We start from the raw sequence: 24,436 nt of genomic DNA on the forward strand, positions 1-24,436 counted from the left end.
TAGATAATAGAAAGGAATACATACATTGAAAGATCCAAATTCTCAATATCAAATAGACTACATATTACTATTCATTTTATTTGCCATTGGGATTGTTAGTTGTTGTGCTATTGCAAGTGCGCAAGCCTCTTTACCACCATTTTTACAAAACATCAATTTTGTACTAAAGCAAGTCCAATGGTACTTCATTGGATTTATAGCCATTGGTGTTATTATGATTATCGATTTCGATCGTTATCAAAAAATTGCTTGGTATTTATATAGCTTTGCATTGGTACTACTTATTGGACTAGAACTTCAAGTACCAGGTGCCGTTACAATTAAAGGTGCTACCGCTTGGTACAGGCTCCCAGGCATCGGAAATTTTCAGCCTTCTGAAATTATGAAATTATTTTTAATTCTCGTCATTGGACGAATTATATCCAATCACAACGAGAAATATTTTTCCAGAACAATACACGACGATTTTTTATTACTCGGAAAAATATGCGCAACAAGTTTGCCACCACTCCTACTTATTGCAAAGGAACCTGATTTAGGAAACACGATGGTAATTTCAGCTATGCTCGCAGCAATGATATTAGTTTCTGGTATACGTTGGCGTTTTATTTTCGGGTTAGTTTCCGGTATTTTTGTAGCTGGCGTTACATTAACGTATATTTTTTTTACTTATACAAAATTCTTTAAAGCACACATTTTACAAGAATATCAACTAAATCGCTTCTACGGCTGGTTAGCGCCATACAAATATGATGCGCAAGGCTATCAATTAAGACAAGCTTTCTTAGCTACTGGATCAGGGGAAATGCACGGAAAAGGTTGGGAAAATGGACAAGTATACTTTCCAGAACCACATACAGATTTTATTTTCACTAATGTCGCTGAGCAATTCGGTTTTTTAGGAGCAAGTGTCATTATTGCACTTTTTTTCCTACTTATTTTCCGTATGATTCATATCGCTTTAGAAAGTAATGACCCTTTCGGTAGTTACATCTGCGCTGGCACAATCGGAATGTTTACTTTTCAAGTATTTCAAAATATCGGGATGACCATCGGATTACTACCTATTACAGGCATCACATTACCCCTTATGAGCTACGGAGGAAGTTCCTTACTCACATACATGATAGCGATTGGATTTGTTTTAAACGTTCGCTCAAGAACAAAAGTCTTTATGTTCAACTGAAGCACAAAACGATATATTTTTATCTCTATCCTTTTTTAGATATACTAATGAAAAATATGATGGAGGTTTACATATGAAATATGACATTATAGGGGATATACATGGATGCTTCCAAGAGTTTCAAAATTTAACAGAGAAACTAGGATATAACTGGATTAGTGACCTGCCGACTCATCCTGATCAACGTATGCTTGCGTTTGTTGGTGATATTACAGATCGTGGCCCTCATTCATTACGTATGATTGAAATTGTATGGGAACTTGTCATAAATAAAAAAGTAGCTTATTACGCTCCTGGAAATCACTGTAATAAACTATACCGATTTTTTCTTGGGCGTAATGTATCAATCGCTCATGGACTCGAAACAACTGTTGCCGAATATGAAGCACTACCTGCTCATAAACAAAACATTATAAAAGAAAAATTCATCACACTTTACGAGCAATCCCCTTTATATCACGTACTCGATGAGAAAAGGTTAATTGTATGTCACGCCGGAATTCGGCAAGATTACATAGGAAGACAAGATAAAAAAGTACAAACCTTTGTATTATATGGCGATATTACAGGAGAAAAACATGCTGACGGATCACCTATCCGTCGCGACTGGGCAAAGGACTATGAAGGAAAATCTTGGATTGTATATGGACATACACCCGTAAAAGAACCTCGCTTTGTAAAGCATACAGTCAACATTGACACTGGTGCGGTATTTGGCGGCAGTTTAACTGGATTACGTTATCCTGAAATGGAGACTGTTTCCGTCCCTTCCTCCCTTCCTTTTGTCCCTGAGAAATTCCGCCCAATTTCATAACTCCCCTTATTTACGTACCATTTAGGCGGATCTCATATAAAAACTCGGTAAAGTAATGAAAAAAAGATGCAATAAAGTGCATCTTTTTTTCATTACACGGCATATACTGTCGCAGGAGGTGACAGAATGAAGAAAAAATCTTCTAAACAAAAAAGAAAATGCCCGCCTTTTTATCTGCCCATGTACGGAATTAACAACTGGTGCAGCATTCGCGCTGCAGCTTTAGAAGAACTGGAAGGACAAGAGGCATCCCCCAAAAACAAAGCTAGACCAAAATATGTCTCTTTAGAAAATGCTGTAATGAGCCGCATAATTGATAATAGAAAAACAAAGATGCAACAAAAAAACAACCCTCTCTCTACTCGTAATGAACAGATTGTACCTTCTGAACAAACAGAGGAAAATACAGAAGAAAACATCCCTGTAGCAATAAATAAAAAAGCGGAAGCAGAAATTCCAGCTGCTATTATAAATCAAGTGAAGAAAATAAAAGAAGCATTAGCACCATCCAATGATATACAAACAGAAAAAACTATCATAATTCAAACCCCTACACCTGAAAATACAAAAGTAAAAAAAGGGGGACGGCATGCATATGCAGAAGGGCTTCACTCTAATGCAGAGGGTACAGCTTCACATGCAGAAGGACTTCTTACACACGCAAAAGGTTCTTTCTCTCATGCAGAAGGATCAAAAACAAAAGCAACTGGACATAGTTCGCATAGTGAAGGAAGTGAAACGACAGCAGGTGGCTCTTATTCTCATGCGGAAGGTAAACATACGATCGCTTTAGGCGAAGCAGCACATGCAGAAGGAACCGCTACTATCGCTAACGGATTCTCTTCTCATGCGGAAGGTAATCATACATCAACAGCTCATTTTGCAGGTAGCCACATTATGGGACGCTTCGGCACAGCAGAAGAATCTTATTCTTGGTTTATTGCAAATGGAACAAATGAAACCGATCATAATATCGGTGCAAAGTGGCTTGCTCATAATGGAGAAATGTACATTGATGGCGCTTCTTACAATGCAAGCGGAACTGATTTTGCACAAATGTTTGAAACAGCAGACAATACTCTTATTGATGTAGGTTATTTCGTTACATTTAGTAGCGAAGAAAAAATTCGAATTGCTACTTCAAACGATTCATTCATTTTAGGAATATCTAGTGCAACCCCCGCTCTTATAGGAAATAGCGGTGCTTTAAGTTGGCAAAAGCGCTACAAAACAGATAACTTTGGAAAACGCCAATATGTACGTTCGGAATCGCAAGACATACAACCACTTTTAAATACAGAATGGGATCCAGCTTGCAAATATATAGCAAGGAAAGATCGTACTGAGTGGCTTCCTGTCGGATTAATTGGACAAATGTTAGTACGTGATGACGGCACTTGCGAAACACATGGATATTGCCGTCCAAATGACGATGGCATTGCTACAAAATCCGAAAGTGGTTTTTTCGTTATAAAGCGCACAGGTGAAAATCAAATTTTAATATTATTCCGCTAAGAAAAAAGGGAACAAAATTCTTCATTACATAAGAATTTTGTTCCCTTTTTAATCATGCTTTAATACCTCTTGCATATCACTTGGAATCATTGTAGTGAAAGACATTTCCTTCTCTAAAATAGGATGACAAAACGTCAAAGATGTACTGTGAAGTGCTTGTCGTTTCATTTCATCCCTTTTTCCACCATATAAAGTATCACCAAGTAGCGGGTGTCCTATATGCGCCATATGCACACGAATTTGATGCGTTCTTCCTGTATCAAGCTCAAGCGATACATGTGTCTTATGATTGGCGCTATCAATCACTCTAAAATGAGTAACGGCTCTTTGCCCCTCCTCACAAACGGTTCGCTCAATAATGCTATCCGATTTTCGTCCAATCGGTGCGTCAATCGTTCCTTCTCGTTCTACCATCTCACCGTGAACGATCGCTTCATACGTTCTTTTCACGGCTTTTTGTTGATGCTGTTTCGATAAAAGATGATGCACGAAACGATTTTTTGCAATAAGCATAAGGCCTGAAGTATCACGATCTAACCTCGTTACGATGTGCACCGTACTTGCAAGATGTTGCTTATCATAATGAGATAAGAGCGCATTAGCAACACTCCCTGATGGATGTTCTCTAGACGGAATTGTTGACATGTTCGCCTCTTTGTTTATGACAAGAACTGCATCATCCTCATATACAATACATAAAGGGATATCTTCTGCAATCATCCCTTCACTTCTTTCCTCCACCGGAAAAAAGATACGTAATTCGTCACCAGCTTGCAACTGATGACGAACGCTCGCATATTGACCATTTACTTCAATAGCTCCGCCGTGAAACTTTATATCCGTTAATGCTGCTTTAGAAATCCCTTTTGTTTTTAAAAATTCTCTAACTAAAGTTCCCTCTTCAGCCGATTCTATATCCCATTTCAATGTAAATCTGTTCAAATATATAAACCCTTTCTATTTATCTGCAACAAACGAGTCACGAACTCGTTTCCAGAACGGGAATGGACGGAAACGAACAAATCGTACTTTCTCGTTTGCAACGCGATACTGAATTGATTTCACATCTTGATGAACCATCGTTAGATGATCCACCGTAATTTGTAAGTTCATTCCTGCAGCTGGCTTCAACACACATGTATGATGCTTCGGCAGTACAAGGGGCGAACCTACCGTACGAAACACACGGTTATTAATAGATGCCATTTCTGCAATTTGAATCGCTTCAATAGAAGGGTGAATAATCGCTCCGCCAAGCGCCTTATTATACGCAGTACTTCCTGAAGGAGTAGAAATACAAAGGCCATCCCCGCGGAACGTTTCAAAGTACTCTCCGCGTATTTCCACTTCTGTTACTAATGTACCTTCTGCACTTTTTACAGTCGCTTCATTCATCGCCAAATACTGTGACTCTTTACTCCCATTCACATAGCGAATAATCACTTCTAAAAGCGGATATTCCACCACTTGGAATGGTGTTTTAGCAATTGCAATTACTAATTTCTCTACTTCTGTCGGTAACCAATCTGCATAGAAACCTAAATGCCCTGTATGTACACCAACAAATGCTGTTTCATCCAATCGATTATAATAACGATGAAATGCATATAAAAGCGTTCCATCTCCCCCAACAGAAATTACAATATCGGGTTCCTTTTCATCCATTATAAATCCAAAATCTAGCAAGTATTCTTTCATCGTGCTTGCCAACGTATCTGATGATTGATCTCCCTTTGACATAATTGTAAATTTCATCGCCCAACACCCTTTAGTTTATGATTCGGAATCTTTCGTTTCTTGCTTTCTTGAAAAAGCTTTTTGTGCTTCTTGAATTTCAAGACGGATAGAAGACATTTCTTCATCTAACAAAAATGCTGCTTCCGCTGCACGTTGCAAGCGTATTTTAATATCTTCAGGAAAACGTCCACTATATTTATAATTTAAAGAATGCTCAATTGTTGCCCAAAAGTTCATTGCTAGCGTGCGTATTTGGATTTCTACTAATACTTTTTGTTCTCCCTGAATCGTTTGAACAGGGTAACTAATGACAACGTGATAAGAGCGATAGCCACTGTCTTTCTTTTGCGTGACATAATCACGTTCTTCCACGATTTCAAAGTCATTTCGTTTTCGAAGATATTCTACCACAGGCTTAATCTCATCAACAAATTGACACATCATTCGAAGACCAGCGATATCTTGCATATCTTCTCTGAGCCGGTCTAGCGATACATTTCTTTTCTCCGCTTTATCAATAATACTAGCAACCGACTTTACCCTTCCTGTTACAAACTCAATTGGAGAATGCTCTGTTAACATTGCAAATTGAGTGCGCATTCCTTTTAGTTTCACTTTCAGCTCTGCCACCGCTTGATGGTAAGGTGCTAAAAATTCTTCCCAATTTCGATTCATTTCAACCACCACCAAAATCAATCCATTTGCTTATAGAAATACTTTTTCTACAGCAGTTACTAGTTCTTCTCCGTAATTTGCATTACCTTCAATATTTTCAACTAAATATTCTACTTCTTCTTTTAAACTTTCTAATTCCATTTCAACGTCATTCACGCGAACGAACATTGCCATATCTTTATTCATCGCTTCATGCATTGCTTCCCAGCATGTGTGCGGAATACTTACATAAATGAAAGATGCTTCGTTTTCTAAGATATATAAAAATGATAAATTGTCTGAGTCTACAAGTACGTGATTACGCGCACTTAACTCCTTTACCTCTATCTCATTATTTTCCGCACAAAAAATAAGAGCATTCTCTCTCTTTTCTACGCTCTTAACTTGAATTTTATTTTGCATGCTCTAACTCCTCCATCTCAACTTCCTGTCTTACTTAACAGTATTATTGTATCATAACATGGACGCAAACAAATAAAACATTGAACCAAATTTGCGAAAAAGCGATAATGTGTAAAGAATTATTTTTCAAAAGGAGCGCGCATACAATGACACAAGAAATTGAAATTGAATTTAAAAATATTGTTACAGAAGAAGAATTCAATACATTATGTAAATCATTCTCTATTGAGGTATTTACGAAGCAAGTGAATCACTACTTTGAAACACCGGATTTCTCTTTAAAAGAAGCTGGCTCTGCACTTCGTATTCGTCATAAAGGGGAAACTTATACATTAACATTGAAACAACCTGCAGAAGTCGGCTTGTTAGAGACACATCAAGTCGTAACAGAAGCCGAAGCGAGAATAATGATGGAAACAAACGTAATTATTTCAGGGGCTGTAATGGATCAACTACACAAACTACAAATTCCTGTTTCCACTTTAACTTATATGGGTAGTTTAACAACTGAAAGAGCCGAAACGTTATTTGAAGGCGGAACGCTTGTCTTTGATCATAGTTTCTATTACAATCACGATGATTATGAAATTGAATTTGAAGTGCAAGATGAAGAAACTGGCAAAGCTGCATTTATTCATTTATTAAAACAACACGACATACCAATTCGTCATACAAATAATAAAGTAAAACGCTTTTTCCTTGCCAAACAAAACAAAGCACGCTAAAGTGAAAATTCCACTAGTGAATACGTTCTACTAGTGGATACATCTCGCTTTTTAAAAGGAAAAGATTCTTTTACATCTGTAGAATAAGCAAAGAACGTTATGAAGGCTATTTATTTGCCCTCTCTAACATTCCATTGCTACAATAGATATACATTTCATGGAAAAAGGAGTTTATAAAGGATGAGCAAGCAACCGATGACACCATTTGAAGCAATTGGCGGTGAACAATGCATTGCAATATTAGTAGACACATTTTATTCCTATGTCAGCAAACACCCTGACCTATCTCCCATCTTCCCGGATGATTTAACAGAAACAGCTAGGAAGCAGAAGCAATTTTTAACACAATATTTAGGTGGTCCTAATTTGTACACTGAAGAACATGGTCATCCTATGTTAAGAGCACGCCATCTTCCGTTTGAGATTACTCCAAAACGAGCAGAGGCTTGGCTATCATGTATGGAGCAAGCAATGGATGACACAGGAGTGCACGGTCATATAAGAGAGTTTGTTTTTGAACGTTTAGCATTAACTGCTCAGCATATGGTTAATACTCCAAACGAAACAGGTGAAATATAATGGATAAACAGGAAGCAAAGCATATCAATATGCCATCTCCTTCCGCATGTGAGCATAAGTCTGTAGAAGCATATTTATTTATTGATCCGCTTTGTAAAGCTTGCTGGGAAATTGAACCCTTTATTATTAAACTATGGCTTGAATACGGGAAATACTTCTCTATTCGTCATATCGTAACTGGAAAAGTGGACGGAGCGAACGCTTCCTCACACAAATGGAATAAACCTGCTAATATTCGATTTGTGTGGGAAAAGACAACAAGTTTACAAGGGTTTTCATGTGATGGAAAGGTACATATGCAAGAGGCATCATCAACACCATATTTAGTTTCGATGGCAATTAAGGCAGCGGAGTTACAAGGCCGAAAAGCAGGTTCGAAGTTTTTGCGCAAACTCCAAGAATACATTTTCCTTGAAAATGTATCAAACCCTGACTGCGAATTATTACTTGCATGTGCAAAAGATAGCGATATTGATGTAGAAGAATTTAAAAAAGATCTACATTCCGCTAGCGCAAAAAAAGCTTTCCAATGTGACTTAAAATTCACAAATGAGATGCATATTACAGAAATACCTTCTCTCGTATTTTTTCATGCGAATTCAGATGAAGAAGGTATTAAAATCGCTGGAACTTATTCCTACGACGTATACGTACAATTATTAAAAGAACTTGTAAAATGTGAACTCGAACCAGAACCATTACCGCCTTTAGAAGTGTTACTAGAAGCAACGCAATTTATATCTTCAAAAGAAGTAGCATTTATATATGACTGCTCGCAACAAGAAATCGAGCGTGAACTAAAAAAATTACAACTGAAACGAAAAGTACAAATGCTTGACGTAAAATGTGAGCGTTATTGGAAATGGATAGAAAAAGACCTGGTGTAAACACCAGGTCTTTTTCTTTACGGCTTATAAAAATATTAAAGGGGATGGGAGAAATTTTCACGTTCAAACAAAGGGGTATATGTTTGTATGTGAATTCGTTCACGCTTATTATATTACAAGATTCGACGTCAGATGACAACCCCTTTTGTCGAATTTCACACTTTTGTCACATTCTAAACGTTTTCATTTCTGAATAAGCTATAAAAAAGCTATTTTGGAGGTGTTCTGTATGAAAAAAACATATATTTTACTTATCTTTCTAGCTGTCATCGTTTCTTTTTTCTTGTACATCCTCTCTCTACTACAAGCTTTTCCAAAAATTATTGCCTTCCCTCTTTTATTTGGAGTCATTGTCATCGCTCTCTCTTATTTCAACCATAAAAAACGATTTAAAGGGTTTTAACTACAAAAATCAATTATAAAACCGCCTTCTAATTTAGAAAAAATAAGGCAATTCACTTTATTATTTCGACAAATATCAACAATTCAATATATAAACAAAAAGACGAGGAAAATCCCTCGTCTTTTCTATTACTTCTCTTCAAATAATAATGCTTCTAATTCATTTAACTTCTCTTCAAATACTTGCAATGCTTCTTTTACTGGTTCTGAAGATGCCATATCTACCCCAGCTTTTTTCAATACTTCAATTGGATAATCTGAGCTTCCTGCTTTTAAGAACTCATTAATGTAACGTTCTACTGCTGGTTGCCCTTCTTCTAAAATTTGTTTAGATAGAGCCGTTGCTGCACTAAATCCTGTTGCGTATTGGTATACGTAATAGTTGTAGTAGAAGTGCGGAATACGAGACCACTCTAAACCAATTTCTTCATCGATTACTAAAGCTTCACCGAAATATTTCTTATTTAAATCATAGTAGATCTCCGTTAACATGTCTGGCGTAACCGCATGTCCCTCTTGTACTTTCTTATGAATAATATGCTCAAACTCTGCGAACATCGTTTGACGGAATACAGTACCACGGAATCCTTCCAAATAATGATTTAATAAGTATAGACGCTCTTTCTTATCTTCTGTCGTTTTTAATAAATAATCGTTTAGAAGCGCTTCATTACAAGTTGATGCTACTTCCGCAACGAAAATTGAATAATCACCGTATACATGCGGCTGCGTTTTTCTTGTATAGTAACTATGCACGGAATGACCAAACTCATGAGCAAGTGTAAATAAATTATTTACATTATCATGCCAGTTCATTAAAATATACGGATTTGTTCCATATGCACCAGATGAATATGCTCCGCTTCGCTTTCCTTTATTCTCATACACATCTACCCAGCGATTTTCATATGCTTCTTTTAAAATGTCAACATACTCATCACCAAGTACATTTAATGACTTTAATAACATGTCTTGTGCTTCTTCATACTTCACGTTCATTTTCACTTCTGGTACAAGTGGTGTATATAAATCATACATATGAAGCTCATCAAGTCCTAGTGCACGCTTACGAATATCAATGTAACGATGTAGCAAGTGTAAATTATCATTTACAGATTCAACAAGTTGATCATACACCGCTTCAGGAATATTATTATTACTCAATGCCGCTTGACGTGCAGAATCATATTTGCGAACGCGCGCATTGAAATTATTACGCTTTACAACTCCGCTTAACGTACTTGCAAATGTGTTCTTATATTTTCCGTACGTTTCATATACAGCTTTGAATGCATCTTCGCGTACACGACGATCATCACTTTCTAAAAACTGAATGTAACGACCATGTGTAATTTCTACTTCTTCTCCATCCTCACCTTTAATAGATGGGAATTTCAAATCCGCGTTATTCAACATACCAAATGTATTACTTGACGCACTCATTACTTCAGATGCTTCTGCTAATAGAGCCTCTTCCGCTTCAGATAATACGTGCGGGCGTTGACGCGTAATTTCTTCTAATGCATGTTCATATACACTTAAGTCTCTATTTTCTTTCAAGAATGTTTGCAGTTTATCTTCTGAAATCGATAAAATTTCAGGCACAATATATGCTGTGCTACTAGATACTTGTGAATATAAATTTGTCGCACGGTCATTTAACGCTTGATACACAGAGTTTGTTGTATCTTGATCGTAACGCATATGTGCATATGTATATAGCTTACCTAATCGCATTGAAATTTCATCTTCATATTGCAATGCTTCAAGTAAATTGTTCGCGGAGTCACCAAGTTTCCCTTTAAATTCAGTTAACTTCGGTAATAGCTCTTTAATAGCTTGGAATTCTTTTTCCCATTCTGCATCTGTTTGGAAAATATCTTCTAATCGCCACGTACTTGATTCTTCAATCTCGTTACGATCTGGTAATGTTTTTGCTGTGTTTTGTTCAGACATCCTTTAAGCCCTCCTTTAAATATCTCTACTTACATACAATTCGATTTTTCTTATGTAATTCCTTCACGATCAATCTTTATTATATCCCCTTTTCCTTCTCTCATGTTGTACTTTTCCTCAAATAAAGATAAGGCATACGCTAAGCAAACTTCATCATATTTCATAACTTCCTCCTCTGTTTTTAGCATAACTATCCTCCTTTTTTTTCGGTACTTATACGTCCCTACTTTCTGCAATACACCTACATAGCATAAAAATGTCATATATTCCGTAACTGCCACTTTCCATATATGCTGTGAAAAGTACGGGAGCATACGCCTTTTCGTATACTTTTTTACGTAACTACACACATACTCGAGGGAAATACAATCCCCTACCGCAAGCTCACCTATACACTTCATATATAGAAAAGCTTGCCATATAAATGGATGTGTTTGAAAAGCAAATGAGGACGGGAGCGGCACACCAATTTCAGAAGGAAAATTTGCCGGGGTACATTTACATTGATATAGGAGGCGTAATAGTGACTTATGATTATAATTCCAAATAGGTAAAGCGTTTTTTCGAAAATAGTCCTTTCGCTTCTTCCATTCTTGATTTAATATTTCCTTTTGGAAAGGAACAGGAGAAAAGAGCATTTCAAAAGTAGTTCTATCAGTTGGTAAATATATAATATGTGAGAAAGAGGCACTTGTAGAAAATGAAGTGATAAACGTGCTTTTCATAAATGATTTTTGTTTCGAACAGAAGAAAATAAGCAGTGGCTGAGGATAAGATTGTAAGGAGAAAGCCATAAGTGAGGAAAATTTCATCCAATATGCAGAGTGCTTTTTCAATTGATTTCCACCAATGATCCAAATAACCTGTATACCAGCTCGCCAATACGAATAGGTTCGTTTGTACAGCTGCTCTATAGAAAGATTTGCACATTGATATTCAATCGCAATTTTTCTCCCTGCTCTCTCTATGAAAATATCCGGTCGTTGCTGAATCTCCGGCAGATAATGCTCTATCTCTACATGAAAGTTTTGACGTTTTAGCCATCTATATAACAATTCTTTACCGTGCATATGGTATATAGATTCTGCTTCATAAAAGGCCAAACATGAATCCACTTTCTTATGAGCAAAATGCCACTTTTTTTGTTTCCCTAATCTCATTTGTACTTCCTTCCCACAAGCTGTGCAAAAGAAGCTCTCCATTTTACGCATACGTTGTAAAAGCTCTTCATCATAATGATAAAGTAGATGAATTTTTTCTCCGTTTTCTCTTTTGGCAATAAACATCATAATCACACCCTTTCAGCTCCTTATATTCTACAATTTATTACAAATTCCTTTAAAAAAGAGATGTCCCAATTTCGGACATCTCTTTTTATAATAAAGGCGATAATAGCCGATACGTTGATTCAACAATTCGTCTATGAAGACGCCTTTTATGAAAACGATCGACATGAATTTCACTGGATTCTTCTAAATCGTCTTTAAAATCTTGAACAAGTTTTCGAATGCTATCTGTATCATATAAAAAGGCATTTACTTCAAAGTTCAAATGAAAACTTCTCATATCCATATTAGCTGTCCCAATTGAAGCTAAATCAGAATCGACAATGACAACTTTACTATGAAGAAAACCTTTTTCGTATTCATATATCTTTACCCCTGCATCTAAAAGCTCTGGGAAGTACGATCTCGATGCGTAAAAGACAGTACGCTTATCAGGCTTACTCGGCATTAACAAACGAACATCAATACCAGCAAGTGCAGCTACCTTTAATGCGGATAAAATATCATCATCTGGAATGAAATATGGCGTCGCAATCCAAATGGATTTTCGTGCAGAAGAAATCATGGCAAAATATAAATGTTTAATTGTTTCCCATTTATTATCTGGTCCACCTGCAACGAGCTGCACGCCTCCCCAATGATCCCCCTCAACTGCTTTCGCTTGTAAATATTCAGGGGCTAGCACAGCCTCACCAGTCATATAAAACCAATCTTGAAGGAAAATAAGTTGCAAGCTTTGAACAGCTTCACCACGCAAATATAAATGCGTGTCTCGCCAAAAGCCGAAGTACTTATCCTTCCCTAAATATTCATCACCAATATTTAATCCACCTACAAACCCTTCATTCCCATCAATAATAACGATTTTCCGGTGATTTCGATAATTAATTTTATCGTTTAAAATCGGAAAGCGCACAGGGAAAAACGGAATCATTTCGACACCTGCGTCGTTTAATTCTTCAATATACGATTTTGATAATTTAAAACTTCCAACCGCATCATATAAAAAACGAACGACTACGCCTTCTTTTGATTTTTGTATTAAAATATCTTTAATTTCTGTTCCAAGCTTATCATCACGCACAATGTAATATTCCATATGAATGTGATGTTTCGCTCGTTTTAATCCATCTAAAATAGCCTGAAACGTTTCATCTCCATTTGTTAATGTTCTCGTTTCAGTTTGAAATGAAATATTTAAAGCGCCTAAGCGGTCCGCTAAACGAAATAACAGCTCTTGATGCTTATGATTGCGCAAAATTCGTTCTTCGTAATCTTCATGCCCTTTATATTGTAAAAACGCTTGTTCATCGAGCAACGCTTTCTTTTGGAACATTCTCTTCCTCCGAAAGTTCTGCCCAAATAATAAATAAGCGAAGAATCCAAATACGGGAAAAATACCTAACACAATGAGCCATGTAAGTGTTTTAGACGGATGACGGTTCTCTAAGAAAATCACGCAGCCAATTAAAAATGCAGATACCGTAAATAAAATACTAATAATACCTAGAATCGAAACATCTTTTATCCCAATTACATCCGAATAAAATGCTACATCAATAAACATACGTAACGAAACAAATAATACGAACAATAGCAAAACAAAGAAAATCAACTTTAACGTATTTTTCATCTCTTACCTCCTTACTAAGAAAGCTTTCCTATTCTTCATATAAAAAGCCGATTTCATACTACAGAAATCGGCCTACGTTTTAGCAGGAAAATTATTGCGAATTGTTTCAAGCGCATGCTCTTTCACAATTTGTTTCCCATACTCACTTACACGATGAATTGTTAAAGTGGATTCTTCTCCGTACTCTAAAACAATACTTAAAATACGGTCAATTTCTTCTTCATCATGTAGCACTTCATCGAATTCCACATATACATAATAGCGGTCCTCAAATGAATACAGCTCATCTTTTATATCTTCAAAAATAAGACGGTGGCTTAATGAAATGACATCTTCAAAATCATTAAACTTAATTAAAAAGCCAAACGTACCATCTTCGTTAAAGTTTGTTCCTGTTTGTTCTTCTACCTCTTCCACTAATTCTTGCTGGAATAATGATTCAATGCCTTCATCTAGAGGAATGTCTATAATTTTATCTACACCTACTGGTAGTTCTAACTTTTGTCCATCCTTTGAAAGCTCTGCTTTCGTTACAAGTACTTCAATCCCTTTATCGACTGCTTGCACTTGAATCCATAACGGCCCATCAATAAAGAAATCATCATGATCACGAGCTTCGTCCATCATCTCCCAAAAGAGCTCTTCACTTCGTTCGCGGTCGTACCAGATTTCCTCACGATTAAAACCTCTGTCCTCTATATCAATGTACGTAATAAAAAATTTCATCGTATGGTCATTAATTCTTTCAATATCCAAAATACAACTCTCCCTTCCTGCTTGGAATTGTTATGAAGGGATTCCCCACTCATATGACAAATCAATAGATTCTTGTACTCTCATTTTATGATAAGATTCTCCAGAATGGAAATAAAATCGATTTATTTTACAAAAATAGTTATAATGCCTATCTTTATTCGACCATCTACACAGATATATCATTATAGCGATTTCTCACTCACAAAAAATTTGGACATACATTTCCACCTTCCCCCGTACACTGTAATAAAGTGCAACTTTTATTAGAGAAGATGATTTAGTCTCTCTCTTCACCACATACATATAGTTCGCTTATTAAAACATCATAAATGGAGGCAGACGAATGGACTTAGAGTTTTTAACATCTGTACTAATGATTGTCGGTATCGATGTTGTATTAGGTGGTGACAACGCAATCGTTATCGCACTAGCGAGCCGAAATTTACCTGAATCAAAGCGAAATAAAGCCATTTTGATTGGTACTCTTTTAGCAATCGTACTAAGAATCGTCCTTACTATATTAGCTGTCTATTTACTCGACATTCCATTTCTGCAACTGATTGGGGGCGTTTTACTTACATTAATCGCAGTAAATTTACTAACTGATAATAGCAACGACCTTTCTTCTATTCAAGGAAAAACAACTTTATTTCAAGCTGTGCGTACGATTGTATTCGCGGACCTTGTTATGGGATTTGACAACGTTATTGCCATTGCAGGGGCAGCTCACGGAAGATTTTTACTCGTAATAATCGGCTTACTCATTTCTATCCCGATTATTATTTGGGGCAGCAAACTCATTTTAATACTTATGGAACGCTTTCCATTCCTCATTTATTGTGGGGCAGCCATTCTCGCTTATACAGCAGGAAAAATGGTCACACATGAAGACAGACTTGCAACATTTTTTCATAACAACCCAAGTTTCACTGCAAGCATTCCGTACTTGTTTATTTTCACCATTTTATGTATCGGCTTTATCGTTCAACAAGTTCGATTACGAAATGTGAAACATTAAAAAAAACCTTCTACTATATAATAGGTAGAAGGTTTTCATATTATTATAATTAATTTACAAGACGCTGTGCTTCACGTAATTGGAACGTTCTTACTGTACGTGGTAAGAAACGGCGGATTTCGTCTTCATTGTAACCTACTTGAAGGCGTTTCTCGTCAATCATAATTGGACGACGTAAAATCCCTGGATAGTCACGAATCATCTTATATAAATCTTGAAGTGGTAAAGACTCTAAGTTTACATTTAATTCTTGGAAAACTTTTGAACGAGTAGAAATAATCTCATCCGTTCCGCTTTCTGTCATACGTAAAATCTCTTTAATTTCCTCAATCGTTAATGGATCTGAGAAAATATTACGTTCTGTATAAGGAATATGATTTTCCTCTAGCCATAATTTCGCCTTTCTACAAGACGTACAGCTTGGAGAACTATATAATGTTACCATACAAAGCTCACTCTCCTTAAAGAGTACAAATTCTGTACTAATTACAGTTTAGATTTCTAAATTCAGCAATTTTTCGCGATACCTTGTCTTAAAACAAAGTGCAAAAATCGCATTTCATGTAAGCAACAACTTTAAGCAAACAACAATTACTTTTAATAAGTAACTTCTATAATCATTATACAATAGATTTTGCAAGAAATATACAGTAAATTTCCTTCTAATTGAGAAAACTCTTCCGTGCATTCCACTGCTATGTAACAAGATTACACTCACATTACCTGTTCTTTAACAATAACCTTCAACCCTTTTAACACTCGGTTTTCATAGATTCCTCATATGATATATAGTTATTTTCTCATAATCTTTCCTATGAAAAAGAGAACGTTTTCTTACCTTTTCCTGATAAATCAATTAAGAAATGTAAGACTGTACAAGTGAGAACCAAAAGGAACACTTGTTCTTATTTTAACAAACATTCTCATTCATGTCTATACGATTTCTAAAATAAATCCATTATTTTTCTGACAGTTCTTTCTTTTTTATCTTTTTATCTCATACAATAAAAATACAGACAAGCAAAGGGGGAATTTGCAAATGATTGCTTTTTTTATTGATTTTGTCACTGTTTCTGCCCTCATCATCGGAATAACAGCATTGATTGGTGTCATTACAAATAACATCGGTGAAAAACTCTTTGGCGGAAAAGAAAAGATGAAGTTTGTTAATAAAAGCTTGGATGTACAATCCGGCTGGAACCAAGTTGGCGGAAAAGGTATTTATAAGAAACGTACGTATTAAAAAAAGCAGGCGGTTAGCCTGCTTTTTTTATTTTTCTACAGATGCCCACTTAAAGCTTAATTCGCCGCCATATTTGTGGATATATACATCTTTAATTGTTTCTCTTTCTAATATAGATCTACCGCGTTGGAATACTGGTGCAATTGCTGCATCCTCAAATAAGATTTTTTCCGCTTTTAAAAGGTCATTCCAACGTCCTTTTACATCTGAACCTTCTTGCTTTGCCTTTTTAATAAGGCCATCATACTGGGCATTAGAATAACTCATTTTATTTTGTGAACCATCTGTTATAAACATATCAAGGAATGTGATTGCATCAGGGAAATCAGGTCCCCATCCAGTAAATGAAATATCAAACTGTCCACTATCTTCAAGTTTTAATTTTTGTGCAAATGGTTGCATCTTAATCGTTACTGTTAGACCTGGTAAATTCTTTTCTAATTCTCCCTTTACATACTCACCAATTTTCTTAGATTCTTCATTATCAAAGTTTAAAAATTCTAGTTCTATTTTATCCTTACTTAATTCTTTCTTTCCTGCTTCCCAGAATTTTTTAGCTTCCTTCACATCTACTTTTGAAAGTTTTCCATTTTCTTTTCTGAAATCCTGCTTATCTGGTCCCTTAACAAAATCAGATGGTACTAAACCATAAGCTCCCTTAGAACCATTGTTTAAAATAACCTCACCAATACCATCTCGATCGTATGCACTAGAAATAGCCTTACGAATATTTTTGTTAGCTAACGCTGGATTTTTTTGATTAAAACGCAAGAAGAACACAGTTGGATCATTAATTGTTTTAAAATCTTTTTTCCCTTTATATTTATCAACTAATTCCGCTGATAAACCAACTCTGTCAATCGCATTCGTATTATATAAATTAACAGCTGCTCCTGTATCTTTTACAACATTAAAATTAACTTCTTCTAATTTCACTTCTTTTTGATCCCAATAACTTGGATTTTTCTTTAATTGGAAACTTTGTTCATGCTTCCATTCATTTAATACAAATGGACCGTTATACAACGTTGTATTTGCTTCCAAACCAAATTTTTCTCCCTGTTCTTTCATATACTTCTCATTTAATGGGAAAAATAGTGGATACACCGTTAAATCAAGAAAATATGGAACTGGATTATCCAACTCAACTTCTAATGTATAATCATCTATCGCTTTTACACCTAATTGATCCGGTGATAGCTCTCTTTTATTAATTTTCTCTGCATTTTTCACATCTAACATAATATATCCTGATTTTGCTGCCGTATCCGGGTTAACAGCTCTTTGCCATGCATATACAAAATCTTTTGCTGTTACAGGATCACCATTCGACCATTTAGCGTCTTCACGCAATTTAAATGTATATTTTTTACCATCTTCAGATTTCGTATTGGATTTCGCTACACCTGGAACTAACTTATCGCCTTTCCCAAGTCGATATAGCCCTTCCATTGTATTATTCATAACTTTTGAAGAAGCAGCATCCGAGGCAAGTGTTGTATCCATTGTCGGAATTTCAGACACTTCTGTTAGATTAATCACTTGCTTCGCACCGCTTTTCCCGCTATCCCCTTTTGCGTTCGCTTGCGGCTCATCTTTTTGGTAGCTACATGCCCCTAACATCATGCTCATTGCTACTGTTGACGCTACAAAAACTGGTATCTTTTTTTTCATACTTCCACCCTCCAAAAAATGTTAGCCTTTTCATTTTCAAACAGAAAGAAATATATATATGTTCTAATAATTCATATTATACACACAAATGTATTTTTTGTATATTTATATTTCTATTTCATTAAAATTTTCCGTTAAAAAATGTATCCATGTAAACGTTTCATATTACTATTTTCCCTTACTAAAGCGTCGACAATAAATATTTTTATATTTTTCTAAATTATCAAAGAAAAATAAAATTTATATTTTATAATACTTTGCGCATAATTATCCTTCTCTTTTTAACATAAAATTGCAGGCCCTTCATATTAAAAATATGTAGGCTAAAATGAGTGCAATGGATAAGAAAGTATGTTACGATACACCTTGCTAAAAATAGATATCGGTAAAGAGGGGACGGACATGACTGCAATTCAGGCAAAAAACGGGCCGACAGAGAAATTAAGTTTATTCTTATTAACATGGCCTATTTTTCTAGAAGTTTTTCTATTTATGTTAATGGGGATCGCTGATACTTTCATGTTAAGTGCATTATCAGACGATGCTGTATCTGGGGTTGGTGCAGCGAATCAATATCTCCATATCGCAATTTTGGTACTAGAAGTCATCGGGAACGGCGCTGCTATCGTCGTATCTCAATACCTCGGTTCCAAACGTTTTATGGAAGCATCTAAAATATCCGCTTTAGCCGTCACATTAAATTTAGTGGTTGGACTCGTTATAAGTGGTGGTTTTCTTTTATTTTCAACACATATGATGATGGCAATGAACTTACAAGGCGATGTACTCATGTATGCACAAAACTATTTATCCATCGTCGGGGGAGCTATTTTCCTTCAAGCTATTATTAATTCATTAGCCGCAATTATCCGCGTGCATGGCTTCACAAAGCAAGCGATGTTTATTTCACTTGGAATGAATATTATTCATATCGCTGGAAACTACGTACTCATTTTCGGGAAATTTGGTTTCCCAGAACTCGGTGTACAAGGGGCTGCCATTTCTTCTGCTGTCAGCAGATTAATCGCTCTTATCGTTTTCTTCTGGTTACTGTACCGCGTTATGGAATATCGTGTAAAATTACAATATTACTTCACCTTATCAAAAGAATACATCGGGAAAATTTTAAAGATCGGGATTCCCTCTGCCTTTGAGCAAGTTATGTATCAAGCTTGCCAAATTGTCTTCCTGTATTATGCAACATACTTAGGAACGGAATCATTAGCTGCTAGACAATACGCTACTAACATTTCTATGTTCACTTATTTATTCGCTATTGCGATCGGTATGGGAACAGCGATTATTATCGGACGCCTCGTTGGTGGTGGTGAAAAAGATGAAGCGTATGAACGCGTATGGAAAAGTGTAAAATTGGCAATTGGTGTCACTTTATGTATGGTCGTCCTCGTTATTACATTCCGCACACAATTAATGGGACTATTTACAGATAATCCGCACATTATTACGTTAGGTGCGTCAGTTCTTTTACTAAGTGTACTACTTGAAACGGGACGTACGATGAACATCGTCATCATCAATTCACTTCGCGCAGCTGGTGATGCAAAGTACCCAGTTTTAATCGGCGCATTCTCTATGGTGTTAATGAGTTTACCACTCGGTTACTTTTTCGCCTTCCATTTAGATATGGGGCTCGTTGGTATTTGGCTAGCAATTGCTATCGATGAATGGACACGTGCCATTATTATGTTCTTCCGCTGGAAAAGTAGAGCGTGGGAGCGTTATGCACTTGTTAAACCTGAAGAACAAGAGAAGATTATTTCTGTTCAGGCACAGTAATACTCATTTAATCAAAATGCATGCATTCACTTACAGACAAATGTTAACAATAAAACTGTTTATATAGTAGAAAACAGCCAATCTTCCATAATGAAAGATTGGCTGTTTATTATTGATAAATCTCTTTATATTTCTTATACTCCGCTTCAGAACATAGTACGAAATGTCCTGGGCGAATTTCACGCATTGTTGGTGCTTCACTACCATAATCATGTTGAGATGGATCGTATACGATACGTTTACGATTGCGCTCATAATCTGGATCTGGAAGCGGGATTGCTGATAATAGTGATTTTGTGTATGGATGAATTGGATTCGCATATAACTCATCACTTGTTGTTAACTCAACGATTTGACCACGATACATTACGCCAATGCGGTCACTAATGTATTTTACCATCGATAAATCATGGGCAATGAATAAGTATGTTAAACCTTTTTCTTTTTGTAGCTTTTTCAGTAAGTTTACAACTTGCGCCTGGATTGATACGTCAAGTGCTGAGATTGGCTCATCGGCAATGATAAATTCAGGCTCTACAGCAAGTGCACGAGCGATACCGATACGTTGACGTTGTCCACCTGAGAATTCATGCGGGAAACGGTTTGCATGCTCTTTATTTAAACCAACTGTGTTTAATAATTCATGAACACGGTCCATACGCTCTTTTTTATTTTTTGCTAATCCGTGAATATCAATACCTTCTGCGATAATATCCCCTACTGTCATACGAGGATTTAATGATGCGTATGGATCTTGGAAAATCATTTGCATTTTACGGTTGAACTTCTTCAGTTCTGCGCGTGATTTTTTACCATGTACATTTTCACCGTCGAACAACACTTCACCAGCAGTTGCATCATATAAACGAATAATCGTTCTTCCAGTTGTTGATTTACCACAACCTGATTCTCCTACAAGACCAAATGTTTCTCCGCGGTAAATATCAAATGAAATATCATTAACCGCTTTGACAACACCACCACTCACGTCGAAGTGCTGCTTTACATTTTTTACTTCAATTAATTTCTCACGTTGTTTAGTCATGTTGTTCACCTGCTTTCATTTGAAGAATGCGTTTTTCAACGACTGCCGGCGGTTTTACTTCTGGAGCTTGCTCGTGAAGTAACCAAGTTGCCGCATAGTGTGTATCACTTACTTTAAATAAAGGTGGGTCCATTTCAAAGTCAATTTTCAGTGCCTGTGGGTTACGTGGTGCAAAAGCATCTCCCTTTGGCGGTTTCAATAAATCTGGAGGCGTTCCAGGGATTGCGTATAACTCTTCCTCTGAACCATCTAAACTTGGCATAGATGCGATTAAGCCCCAAGTATACGGATGTTTTGGATTGTAGAAAATTTCATCTACAGTTCCGATTTCAACAACTTTACCAGCGTACATAACTGCCACGCGGTCCGCAACGTTTGCTACTACACCTAAGTCATGCGTAATGAAAATGATTGCTGCTTCTGTTTTCTGCTGAATGTCCTTCATAAGCTCTAAAATTTGCGCCTGAATTGTAACGTCTAGCGCTGTTGTCGGCTCATCGGCAATCAACAATTTCGGGTTACAAGCTAACGCCATTGCAATAACTACACGCTGTCTCATACCACCTGAGAATTGGTGAGGATATTGTTTTAAGCGTGCTTCTGGATTCGGAATACCTACAAGGTCGATTAATTCTAACGCAACTTTACGTGCATCTGCTTTACTCATCCCTTGGTGTTTAATAAGGCCTTCCATAATTTGATTTCCAATTGTCATCGTTGGGTTTAATGATGTCATTGGATCTTGGAAAATCATCGCGATATCTTTACCGCGCACTTGCTGCATTTCTTTTTCTGTTAATTTCGTTAAGTCACGACCTTCAAATACAATCTCACCATTTTTAATGCGTCCAGGAGGATTCGGAATTAACCCCATTAACGCTTTAGAAGTAACTGATTTACCAGAACCAGATTCTCCTACAATCGCTAATGTTTCTCCTTTTTTCAAATCAAAAGTAACGCCGCGTACAGCTTGTACTTCACCTGCATGTGTATCAAAGGAGACTTGTAAATCTTTTACCTCTAACAATGTTTTCATCTTTGCCTCTCCCCTCTTTTACTTACGCATTTTTGGATCTAACGCGTCGCGTAATCCGTCTGCCATTAAGTTAAACGCTAAAATTAATATACTGATGACAACCGCAGGAATAAACATCATATGCGGATACGTTTGAATTGATTTATAACCGTCATTTACAAGAGAACCAAGTGATGCGAATGGTGGCTGAATACCTAAACCGATGAAGCTTAAGAAGGCCTCACCAAACACCGCTGTTGGAATTGTAAACATTGTCATTACGATAATTGGTCCCATTACGTTCGGGATTAAATGTTTTACAATTAATTGTGTATTTGTTGCACCTAATGTACGAGATGCTAATACGTATTCTTGATTTTTTAATTTTAGGATTTGTCCACGAACGATACGGGACATCCCTATCCAACCTGTAATTGCCATTGCGAGTGTAATTGACCATATACCAGATCCCATAATGATTACCATTAAAATAACGATGATTAAGTATGGAATACCGTTAATAATCTCCATAATACGTTGCATAATGTTATCTACTCTACCGCCATAGAAAGCTGAAATACCTCCATATGCAACCCCAATTACTAAGTCAATTGCTGCTGCTAAAAGAGCGATATATAATGATACGCGCGTACCTTCCCATGTTCTTGTCCATAAATCGCGTCCAAGATCATCTGTACCAAACCAGAAATACTCTTTAATATCACGTTTTTCATATTGGTCAACACCATATTGATCTGTACCGTCAAATGGTAACCAATGAACATTTTCAATAACTGGAATTTTCGGTGGTAATTTCGCACGTCCTAAATCTTGCTCTTTATACGAGTGCTTACTTACCATCGGTCCTAAAATTGCTAGTAAGATAATAAGCGTTAATAAAACTAAACCGAACATTGCTCCTTTATGTTGGAACAAACGTCTTCTTACATCTTGCCAAAACGTTAAGCTTGGACGGGCAATGACTTCATTATCAACATTATTTTGATTGGCTTGTTGAAATAAATCTGGAGATAATTTTTGTACATCTTTCATCATTTTTTCCCTCCCGCTAAACGAATACGAGGATCAATAATTCCGTATAAAATATCAACAATGAAAATAACTAAGATGAAAATCGCACTATAGAAAATTGTAGTTCCCATAATAACTGTATAGTCATTCACTGTAATAGATTTAACGAACTGTTCCCCTAGTCCTGGTACAGCATAAATTTGCTCAATAACTAATGTACCTGTAATTAACCCTGCAACCATTGGTCCTAAAATTGTTACAACTGGAATTAACGCGTTACGAAGTGCGTGTTTGATAATAATAACGCCTTGGCTAATTCCTTTCGCTTTCGCTGTTAAAATGTAGTCAGCTTGCATAACTTCAATTAACTCTGCACGAGCGAAACGTGCGATTGTTGCGATAACTGCCATTGATAAAGCGATTGTAGGCATTACCGTAAACTCTGGTCCTTTCCAGAATGCTACTGGGAACCATCCAAGTTTTACCCCTACGAAATATTGTAGTAATGCGGCAAATACGAACGATGGTACCGACATCCCGAGTACGGAAATAATTGTCGCCCCATAATCGACCCACGTATTGTTACGAAGTGCCGCAACGATTCCTAAAATTAAACCGATAAATGTTCCTAATATAATCGCTTGTAAACCAAGTTGTGCTGATGGTCCAATGCGATCCACAATCATATCTGTTACTGGACGGTTATCATATTGGAATGATACCCCTAAATCACCTTTTGCTAAGTTACCTAAGTAACGTGCATATTGAACTGGTACTGGATCATTTAAACCATATTTTTCAAGAATGATTTCTTTTTGTGCCGGTGATAACTTCTCCTGGTTTTTAAGCGGAGAACCCGGAAGTAATTTCATTAAAAAGAAAGTCAGTGTAGTAATTAAAAATAATGTCAAAGCCATGTACACGAAACGTTTTAATACATAACGTCCCATAGTCAAGCACCTCCCCGTTTTTCTCAAAAGCAATAAGATAGTTTAAAATATTCTTACTTTTATTTTTTTAAAATAAGAGCATATGCCCATCATAGGCATATACCCTAAT

General features: G+C 36.4%; 24 protein-coding genes. 10 read left to right on the top strand and 14 right to left on the bottom strand.

The window, feature by feature from the left end; all coding sequences use genetic code 11:
- Positions 1 to 25 precede the first annotated feature (25 nt).
- The 3 genes from CO726_RS21355 to CO726_RS21365 all read left to right on the top strand — a co-directional run bounded on the left by CO726_RS21355 (position 26) and on the right by CO726_RS21365 (position 3,515).
- A complete protein-coding gene (locus CO726_RS21355) occupies positions 26 to 1,186 on the top strand; it encodes an FtsW/RodA/SpoVE family cell cycle protein (protein WP_099685625.1) in 1,161 nt (386 codons plus the stop codon).
- A gap of 73 nt (positions 1,187 to 1,259) precedes the next feature.
- Positions 1,260 to 2,000, top strand: a complete 741-nt coding sequence (prpE, locus tag CO726_RS21360; RefSeq protein WP_099685626.1) for a bis(5'-nucleosyl)-tetraphosphatase PrpE — start codon at positions 1,260 to 1,262, stop codon at positions 1,998 to 2,000.
- Positions 2,001 to 2,126: 126 nt separating this feature from the next.
- Positions 2,127 to 3,515: a peptidase G2 autoproteolytic cleavage domain-containing protein gene (locus CO726_RS21365; protein WP_099685627.1), complete on the top strand. Its 1,389-nt coding sequence runs from the start codon at positions 2,127 to 2,129 to the stop codon at positions 3,513 to 3,515.
- A 48-nt stretch (positions 3,516 to 3,563) separates the two neighbouring features.
- Here the strand turns inward: CO726_RS21365 and CO726_RS21370 are convergent, their stop codons facing one another.
- Genes CO726_RS21370 through CO726_RS21385 form a run of 4 tightly spaced genes read right to left on the bottom strand, consistent with a single transcriptional unit; the run spans position 3,564 to position 6,329 of the window.
- Positions 3,564 to 4,457 carry an RluA family pseudouridine synthase gene (locus tag CO726_RS21370; protein WP_099685628.1) on the bottom strand — a complete coding sequence of 298 codons (894 nt, stop codon included), beginning with the start codon at positions 4,455 to 4,457 and terminating at the stop codon, positions 3,564 to 3,566.
- 15 nt (positions 4,458 to 4,472) lie between these two features.
- A complete protein-coding gene (locus CO726_RS21375) occupies positions 4,473 to 5,270 on the bottom strand; it encodes an NAD kinase (protein WP_000673190.1) in 798 nt (265 codons plus the stop codon).
- An 18-nt stretch (positions 5,271 to 5,288) separates the two neighbouring features.
- Positions 5,289 to 5,927 (bottom strand): GTP diphosphokinase, encoded by a 639-nt coding sequence (gene yjbM, locus CO726_RS21380; protein ID WP_098758713.1) that lies wholly within the window; start codon positions 5,925 to 5,927, stop codon positions 5,289 to 5,291.
- 30 nt (positions 5,928 to 5,957) lie between these two features.
- A complete protein-coding gene (locus tag CO726_RS21385; protein ID WP_099685629.1) occupies positions 5,958 to 6,329 on the bottom strand; it encodes a UPF0738 family protein in 372 nt (123 codons plus the stop codon).
- A gap of 146 nt (positions 6,330 to 6,475) precedes the next feature.
- Here CO726_RS21385 and CO726_RS21390 point away from each other — a divergent pair, with 146 nt between their 5' ends.
- The 4 genes from CO726_RS21390 (at position 6,476) to CO726_RS31870 (ending at position 8,923) form a co-directional block, all read left to right on the top strand.
- Positions 6,476 to 7,054 (top strand): CYTH domain-containing protein, encoded by a 579-nt coding sequence (locus tag CO726_RS21390; RefSeq protein WP_098758711.1) that lies wholly within the window; start codon positions 6,476 to 6,478, stop codon positions 7,052 to 7,054.
- Between the two features lie 180 nt (positions 7,055 to 7,234).
- Positions 7,235 to 7,633: a globin domain-containing protein gene (locus CO726_RS21395; protein WP_000043381.1), complete on the top strand. Its 399-nt coding sequence runs from the start codon at positions 7,235 to 7,237 to the stop codon at positions 7,631 to 7,633.
- Positions 7,633 to 8,520, top strand: a complete 888-nt coding sequence (locus CO726_RS21400; protein ID WP_098758709.1) for a ClpXP adapter SpxH family protein — start codon at positions 7,633 to 7,635, stop codon at positions 8,518 to 8,520. The genes CO726_RS21395 and CO726_RS21400 overlap by 1 nt, the downstream gene beginning before the upstream one ends.
- 229 nt (positions 8,521 to 8,749) lie before the next feature.
- Positions 8,750 to 8,923, top strand: coding sequence for a hypothetical protein (locus CO726_RS31870; protein WP_098611861.1), 174 nt, complete (start codon positions 8,750 to 8,752; stop codon positions 8,921 to 8,923).
- A gap of 128 nt (positions 8,924 to 9,051) precedes the next feature.
- Here the strand turns inward: CO726_RS31870 and pepF are convergent, their stop codons facing one another.
- The 4 genes from pepF to mecA all read right to left on the bottom strand — a co-directional run bounded on the left by pepF (position 9,052) and on the right by mecA (position 14,553).
- Positions 9,052 to 10,878 (bottom strand): oligoendopeptidase F, encoded by a 1,827-nt coding sequence (gene pepF, locus CO726_RS21410; protein ID WP_099685630.1) that lies wholly within the window; start codon positions 10,876 to 10,878, stop codon positions 9,052 to 9,054.
- Positions 10,879 to 10,928: 50 nt separating this feature from the next.
- Positions 10,929 to 12,173 carry a competence protein CoiA gene (locus CO726_RS21415; protein WP_099685631.1) on the bottom strand — a complete coding sequence of 415 codons (1,245 nt, stop codon included), beginning with the start codon at positions 12,171 to 12,173 and terminating at the stop codon, positions 10,929 to 10,931.
- Between the two features lie 79 nt (positions 12,174 to 12,252).
- Complete coding sequence (locus CO726_RS21420; RefSeq protein WP_099685632.1) at positions 12,253 to 13,797, bottom strand: cardiolipin synthase; 1,545 nt, start codon at positions 13,795 to 13,797, stop codon at positions 12,253 to 12,255.
- 72 nt (positions 13,798 to 13,869) lie between these two features.
- On the bottom strand, positions 13,870 to 14,553 hold the full coding sequence (mecA, locus tag CO726_RS21425; RefSeq protein ID WP_099685633.1) for an adaptor protein MecA: 684 nt from the start codon (positions 14,551 to 14,553) through the stop codon (positions 13,870 to 13,872).
- Between the two features lie 343 nt (positions 14,554 to 14,896).
- On the opposite strand from mecA, the gene CO726_RS21430 reads away from it, so the two are divergent.
- Positions 14,897 to 15,571, top strand: a complete 675-nt coding sequence (locus CO726_RS21430) for a TerC family protein (protein WP_000362615.1) — start codon at positions 14,897 to 14,899, stop codon at positions 15,569 to 15,571.
- A gap of 49 nt (positions 15,572 to 15,620) precedes the next feature.
- Here CO726_RS21430 and spx read toward each other — a convergent pair whose 3' ends face one another.
- Complete coding sequence (gene spx, locus CO726_RS21435) at positions 15,621 to 16,016, bottom strand: transcriptional regulator Spx (RefSeq protein WP_000258267.1); 396 nt, start codon at positions 16,014 to 16,016, stop codon at positions 15,621 to 15,623.
- Between the two features lie 594 nt (positions 16,017 to 16,610).
- On the opposite strand from spx, the gene CO726_RS21445 reads away from it, so the two are divergent.
- Positions 16,611 to 16,814 carry a hypothetical protein gene (locus CO726_RS21445; protein ID WP_099685634.1) on the top strand — a complete coding sequence of 68 codons (204 nt, stop codon included), beginning with the start codon at positions 16,611 to 16,613 and terminating at the stop codon, positions 16,812 to 16,814.
- A gap of 27 nt (positions 16,815 to 16,841) precedes the next feature.
- Here CO726_RS21445 and CO726_RS21450 read toward each other — a convergent pair whose 3' ends face one another.
- The gene (locus CO726_RS21450) at positions 16,842 to 18,488 is read right to left on the bottom strand and encodes a peptide ABC transporter substrate-binding protein (protein ID WP_136699802.1); all 1,647 of its coding nucleotides are present in this window, start codon (positions 18,486 to 18,488) and stop codon (positions 16,842 to 16,844) included.
- 351 nt (positions 18,489 to 18,839) lie between these two features.
- Here CO726_RS21450 and CO726_RS21455 point away from each other — a divergent pair, with 351 nt between their 5' ends.
- Positions 18,840 to 20,285 (top strand): MATE family efflux transporter, encoded by a 1,446-nt coding sequence (locus CO726_RS21455; protein ID WP_136699803.1) that lies wholly within the window; start codon positions 18,840 to 18,842, stop codon positions 20,283 to 20,285.
- Positions 20,286 to 20,394: 109 nt separating this feature from the next.
- Here the strand turns inward: CO726_RS21455 and CO726_RS21460 are convergent, their stop codons facing one another.
- The 4 genes from CO726_RS21460 to opp3b are packed head-to-tail and all read right to left on the bottom strand — an operon-like array spanning position 20,395 to position 24,327.
- Positions 20,395 to 21,330: an ABC transporter ATP-binding protein gene (locus tag CO726_RS21460; RefSeq protein ID WP_098758703.1), complete on the bottom strand. Its 936-nt coding sequence runs from the start codon at positions 21,328 to 21,330 to the stop codon at positions 20,395 to 20,397.
- On the bottom strand, positions 21,323 to 22,366 hold the full coding sequence (locus CO726_RS21465) for an ABC transporter ATP-binding protein (RefSeq protein ID WP_000854346.1): 1,044 nt from the start codon (positions 22,364 to 22,366) through the stop codon (positions 21,323 to 21,325). Before CO726_RS21465 ends, CO726_RS21460 begins: the two co-directional genes overlap by 8 nt.
- 18 nt (positions 22,367 to 22,384) lie before the next feature.
- The gene (gene opp3C, locus CO726_RS21470) at positions 22,385 to 23,401 is read right to left on the bottom strand and encodes an oligopeptide ABC transporter permease (RefSeq protein WP_000974102.1); all 1,017 of its coding nucleotides are present in this window, start codon (positions 23,399 to 23,401) and stop codon (positions 22,385 to 22,387) included.
- Positions 23,398 to 24,327, bottom strand: a complete 930-nt coding sequence (gene opp3b, locus CO726_RS21475; protein WP_000534165.1) for an oligopeptide ABC transporter permease — start codon at positions 24,325 to 24,327, stop codon at positions 23,398 to 23,400. The genes opp3C and opp3b overlap by 4 nt, the downstream gene beginning before the upstream one ends.
- Positions 24,328 to 24,436: the final 109 nt, after the last annotated feature.

It is taken from the genome of Bacillus fungorum (genome assembly GCF_002746455.1).
Lineage (GTDB): Bacteria > Bacillota > Bacilli > Bacillales > Bacillaceae_G > Bacillus_A > Bacillus_A fungorum.

What these genes read in the sequence shown, in the direction of transcription:
- prpE (WP_099685626.1), top strand. Translation starts at nt 1,260, where the DNA reads ATGAAATATGACATTATAGGGGATATACATGGATGCTTCCAAGAGTTT.
- CO726_RS21365 (WP_099685627.1), top strand. Translation starts at nt 2,127, where the DNA reads ATGAAGAAAAAATCTTCTAAACAAAAAAGAAAATGCCCGCCTTTTTAT.
- CO726_RS21375 (WP_000673190.1), bottom strand. Translation starts at nt 5,270, where the DNA reads ATGAAATTTACAATTATGTCAAAGGGAGATCAATCATCAGATACGTTG.
- yjbM (WP_098758713.1), bottom strand. Translation starts at nt 5,927, where the DNA reads ATGAATCGAAATTGGGAAGAATTTTTAGCACCTTACCATCAAGCGGTG.
- CO726_RS21385 (WP_099685629.1), bottom strand. Translation starts at nt 6,329, where the DNA reads ATGCAAAATAAAATTCAAGTTAAGAGCGTAGAAAAGAGAGAGAATGCT.
- CO726_RS21390 (WP_098758711.1), top strand. Translation starts at nt 6,476, where the DNA reads ATGACACAAGAAATTGAAATTGAATTTAAAAATATTGTTACAGAAGAA.
- CO726_RS21395 (WP_000043381.1), top strand. Translation starts at nt 7,235, where the DNA reads ATGAGCAAGCAACCGATGACACCATTTGAAGCAATTGGCGGTGAACAA.
- CO726_RS21400 (WP_098758709.1), top strand. Translation starts at nt 7,633, where the DNA reads ATGGATAAACAGGAAGCAAAGCATATCAATATGCCATCTCCTTCCGCA.
- CO726_RS31870 (WP_098611861.1), top strand. Translation starts at nt 8,750, where the DNA reads ATGAAAAAAACATATATTTTACTTATCTTTCTAGCTGTCATCGTTTCT.
- pepF (WP_099685630.1), bottom strand. Translation starts at nt 10,878, where the DNA reads ATGTCTGAACAAAACACAGCAAAAACATTACCAGATCGTAACGAGATT.
- CO726_RS21420 (WP_099685632.1), bottom strand. Translation starts at nt 13,797, where the DNA reads ATGAAAAATACGTTAAAGTTGATTTTCTTTGTTTTGCTATTGTTCGTA.
- CO726_RS21430 (WP_000362615.1), top strand. Translation starts at nt 14,897, where the DNA reads ATGGACTTAGAGTTTTTAACATCTGTACTAATGATTGTCGGTATCGAT.
- spx (WP_000258267.1), bottom strand. Translation starts at nt 16,016, where the DNA reads ATGGTAACATTATATAGTTCTCCAAGCTGTACGTCTTGTAGAAAGGCG.
- CO726_RS21445 (WP_099685634.1), top strand. Translation starts at nt 16,611, where the DNA reads ATGATTGCTTTTTTTATTGATTTTGTCACTGTTTCTGCCCTCATCATC.
- CO726_RS21450 (WP_136699802.1), bottom strand. Translation starts at nt 18,488, where the DNA reads ATGAAAAAAAAGATACCAGTTTTTGTAGCGTCAACAGTAGCAATGAGC.
- CO726_RS21455 (WP_136699803.1), top strand. Translation starts at nt 18,840, where the DNA reads ATGTTACGATACACCTTGCTAAAAATAGATATCGGTAAAGAGGGGACG.
- CO726_RS21460 (WP_098758703.1), bottom strand. Translation starts at nt 21,330, where the DNA reads ATGACTAAACAACGTGAGAAATTAATTGAAGTAAAAAATGTAAAGCAG.
- CO726_RS21465 (WP_000854346.1), bottom strand. Translation starts at nt 22,366, where the DNA reads ATGAAAACATTGTTAGAGGTAAAAGATTTACAAGTCTCCTTTGATACA.
- opp3C (WP_000974102.1), bottom strand. Translation starts at nt 23,401, where the DNA reads ATGATGAAAGATGTACAAAAATTATCTCCAGATTTATTTCAACAAGCC.
- opp3b (WP_000534165.1), bottom strand. Translation starts at nt 24,327, where the DNA reads ATGGGACGTTATGTATTAAAACGTTTCGTGTACATGGCTTTGACATTA.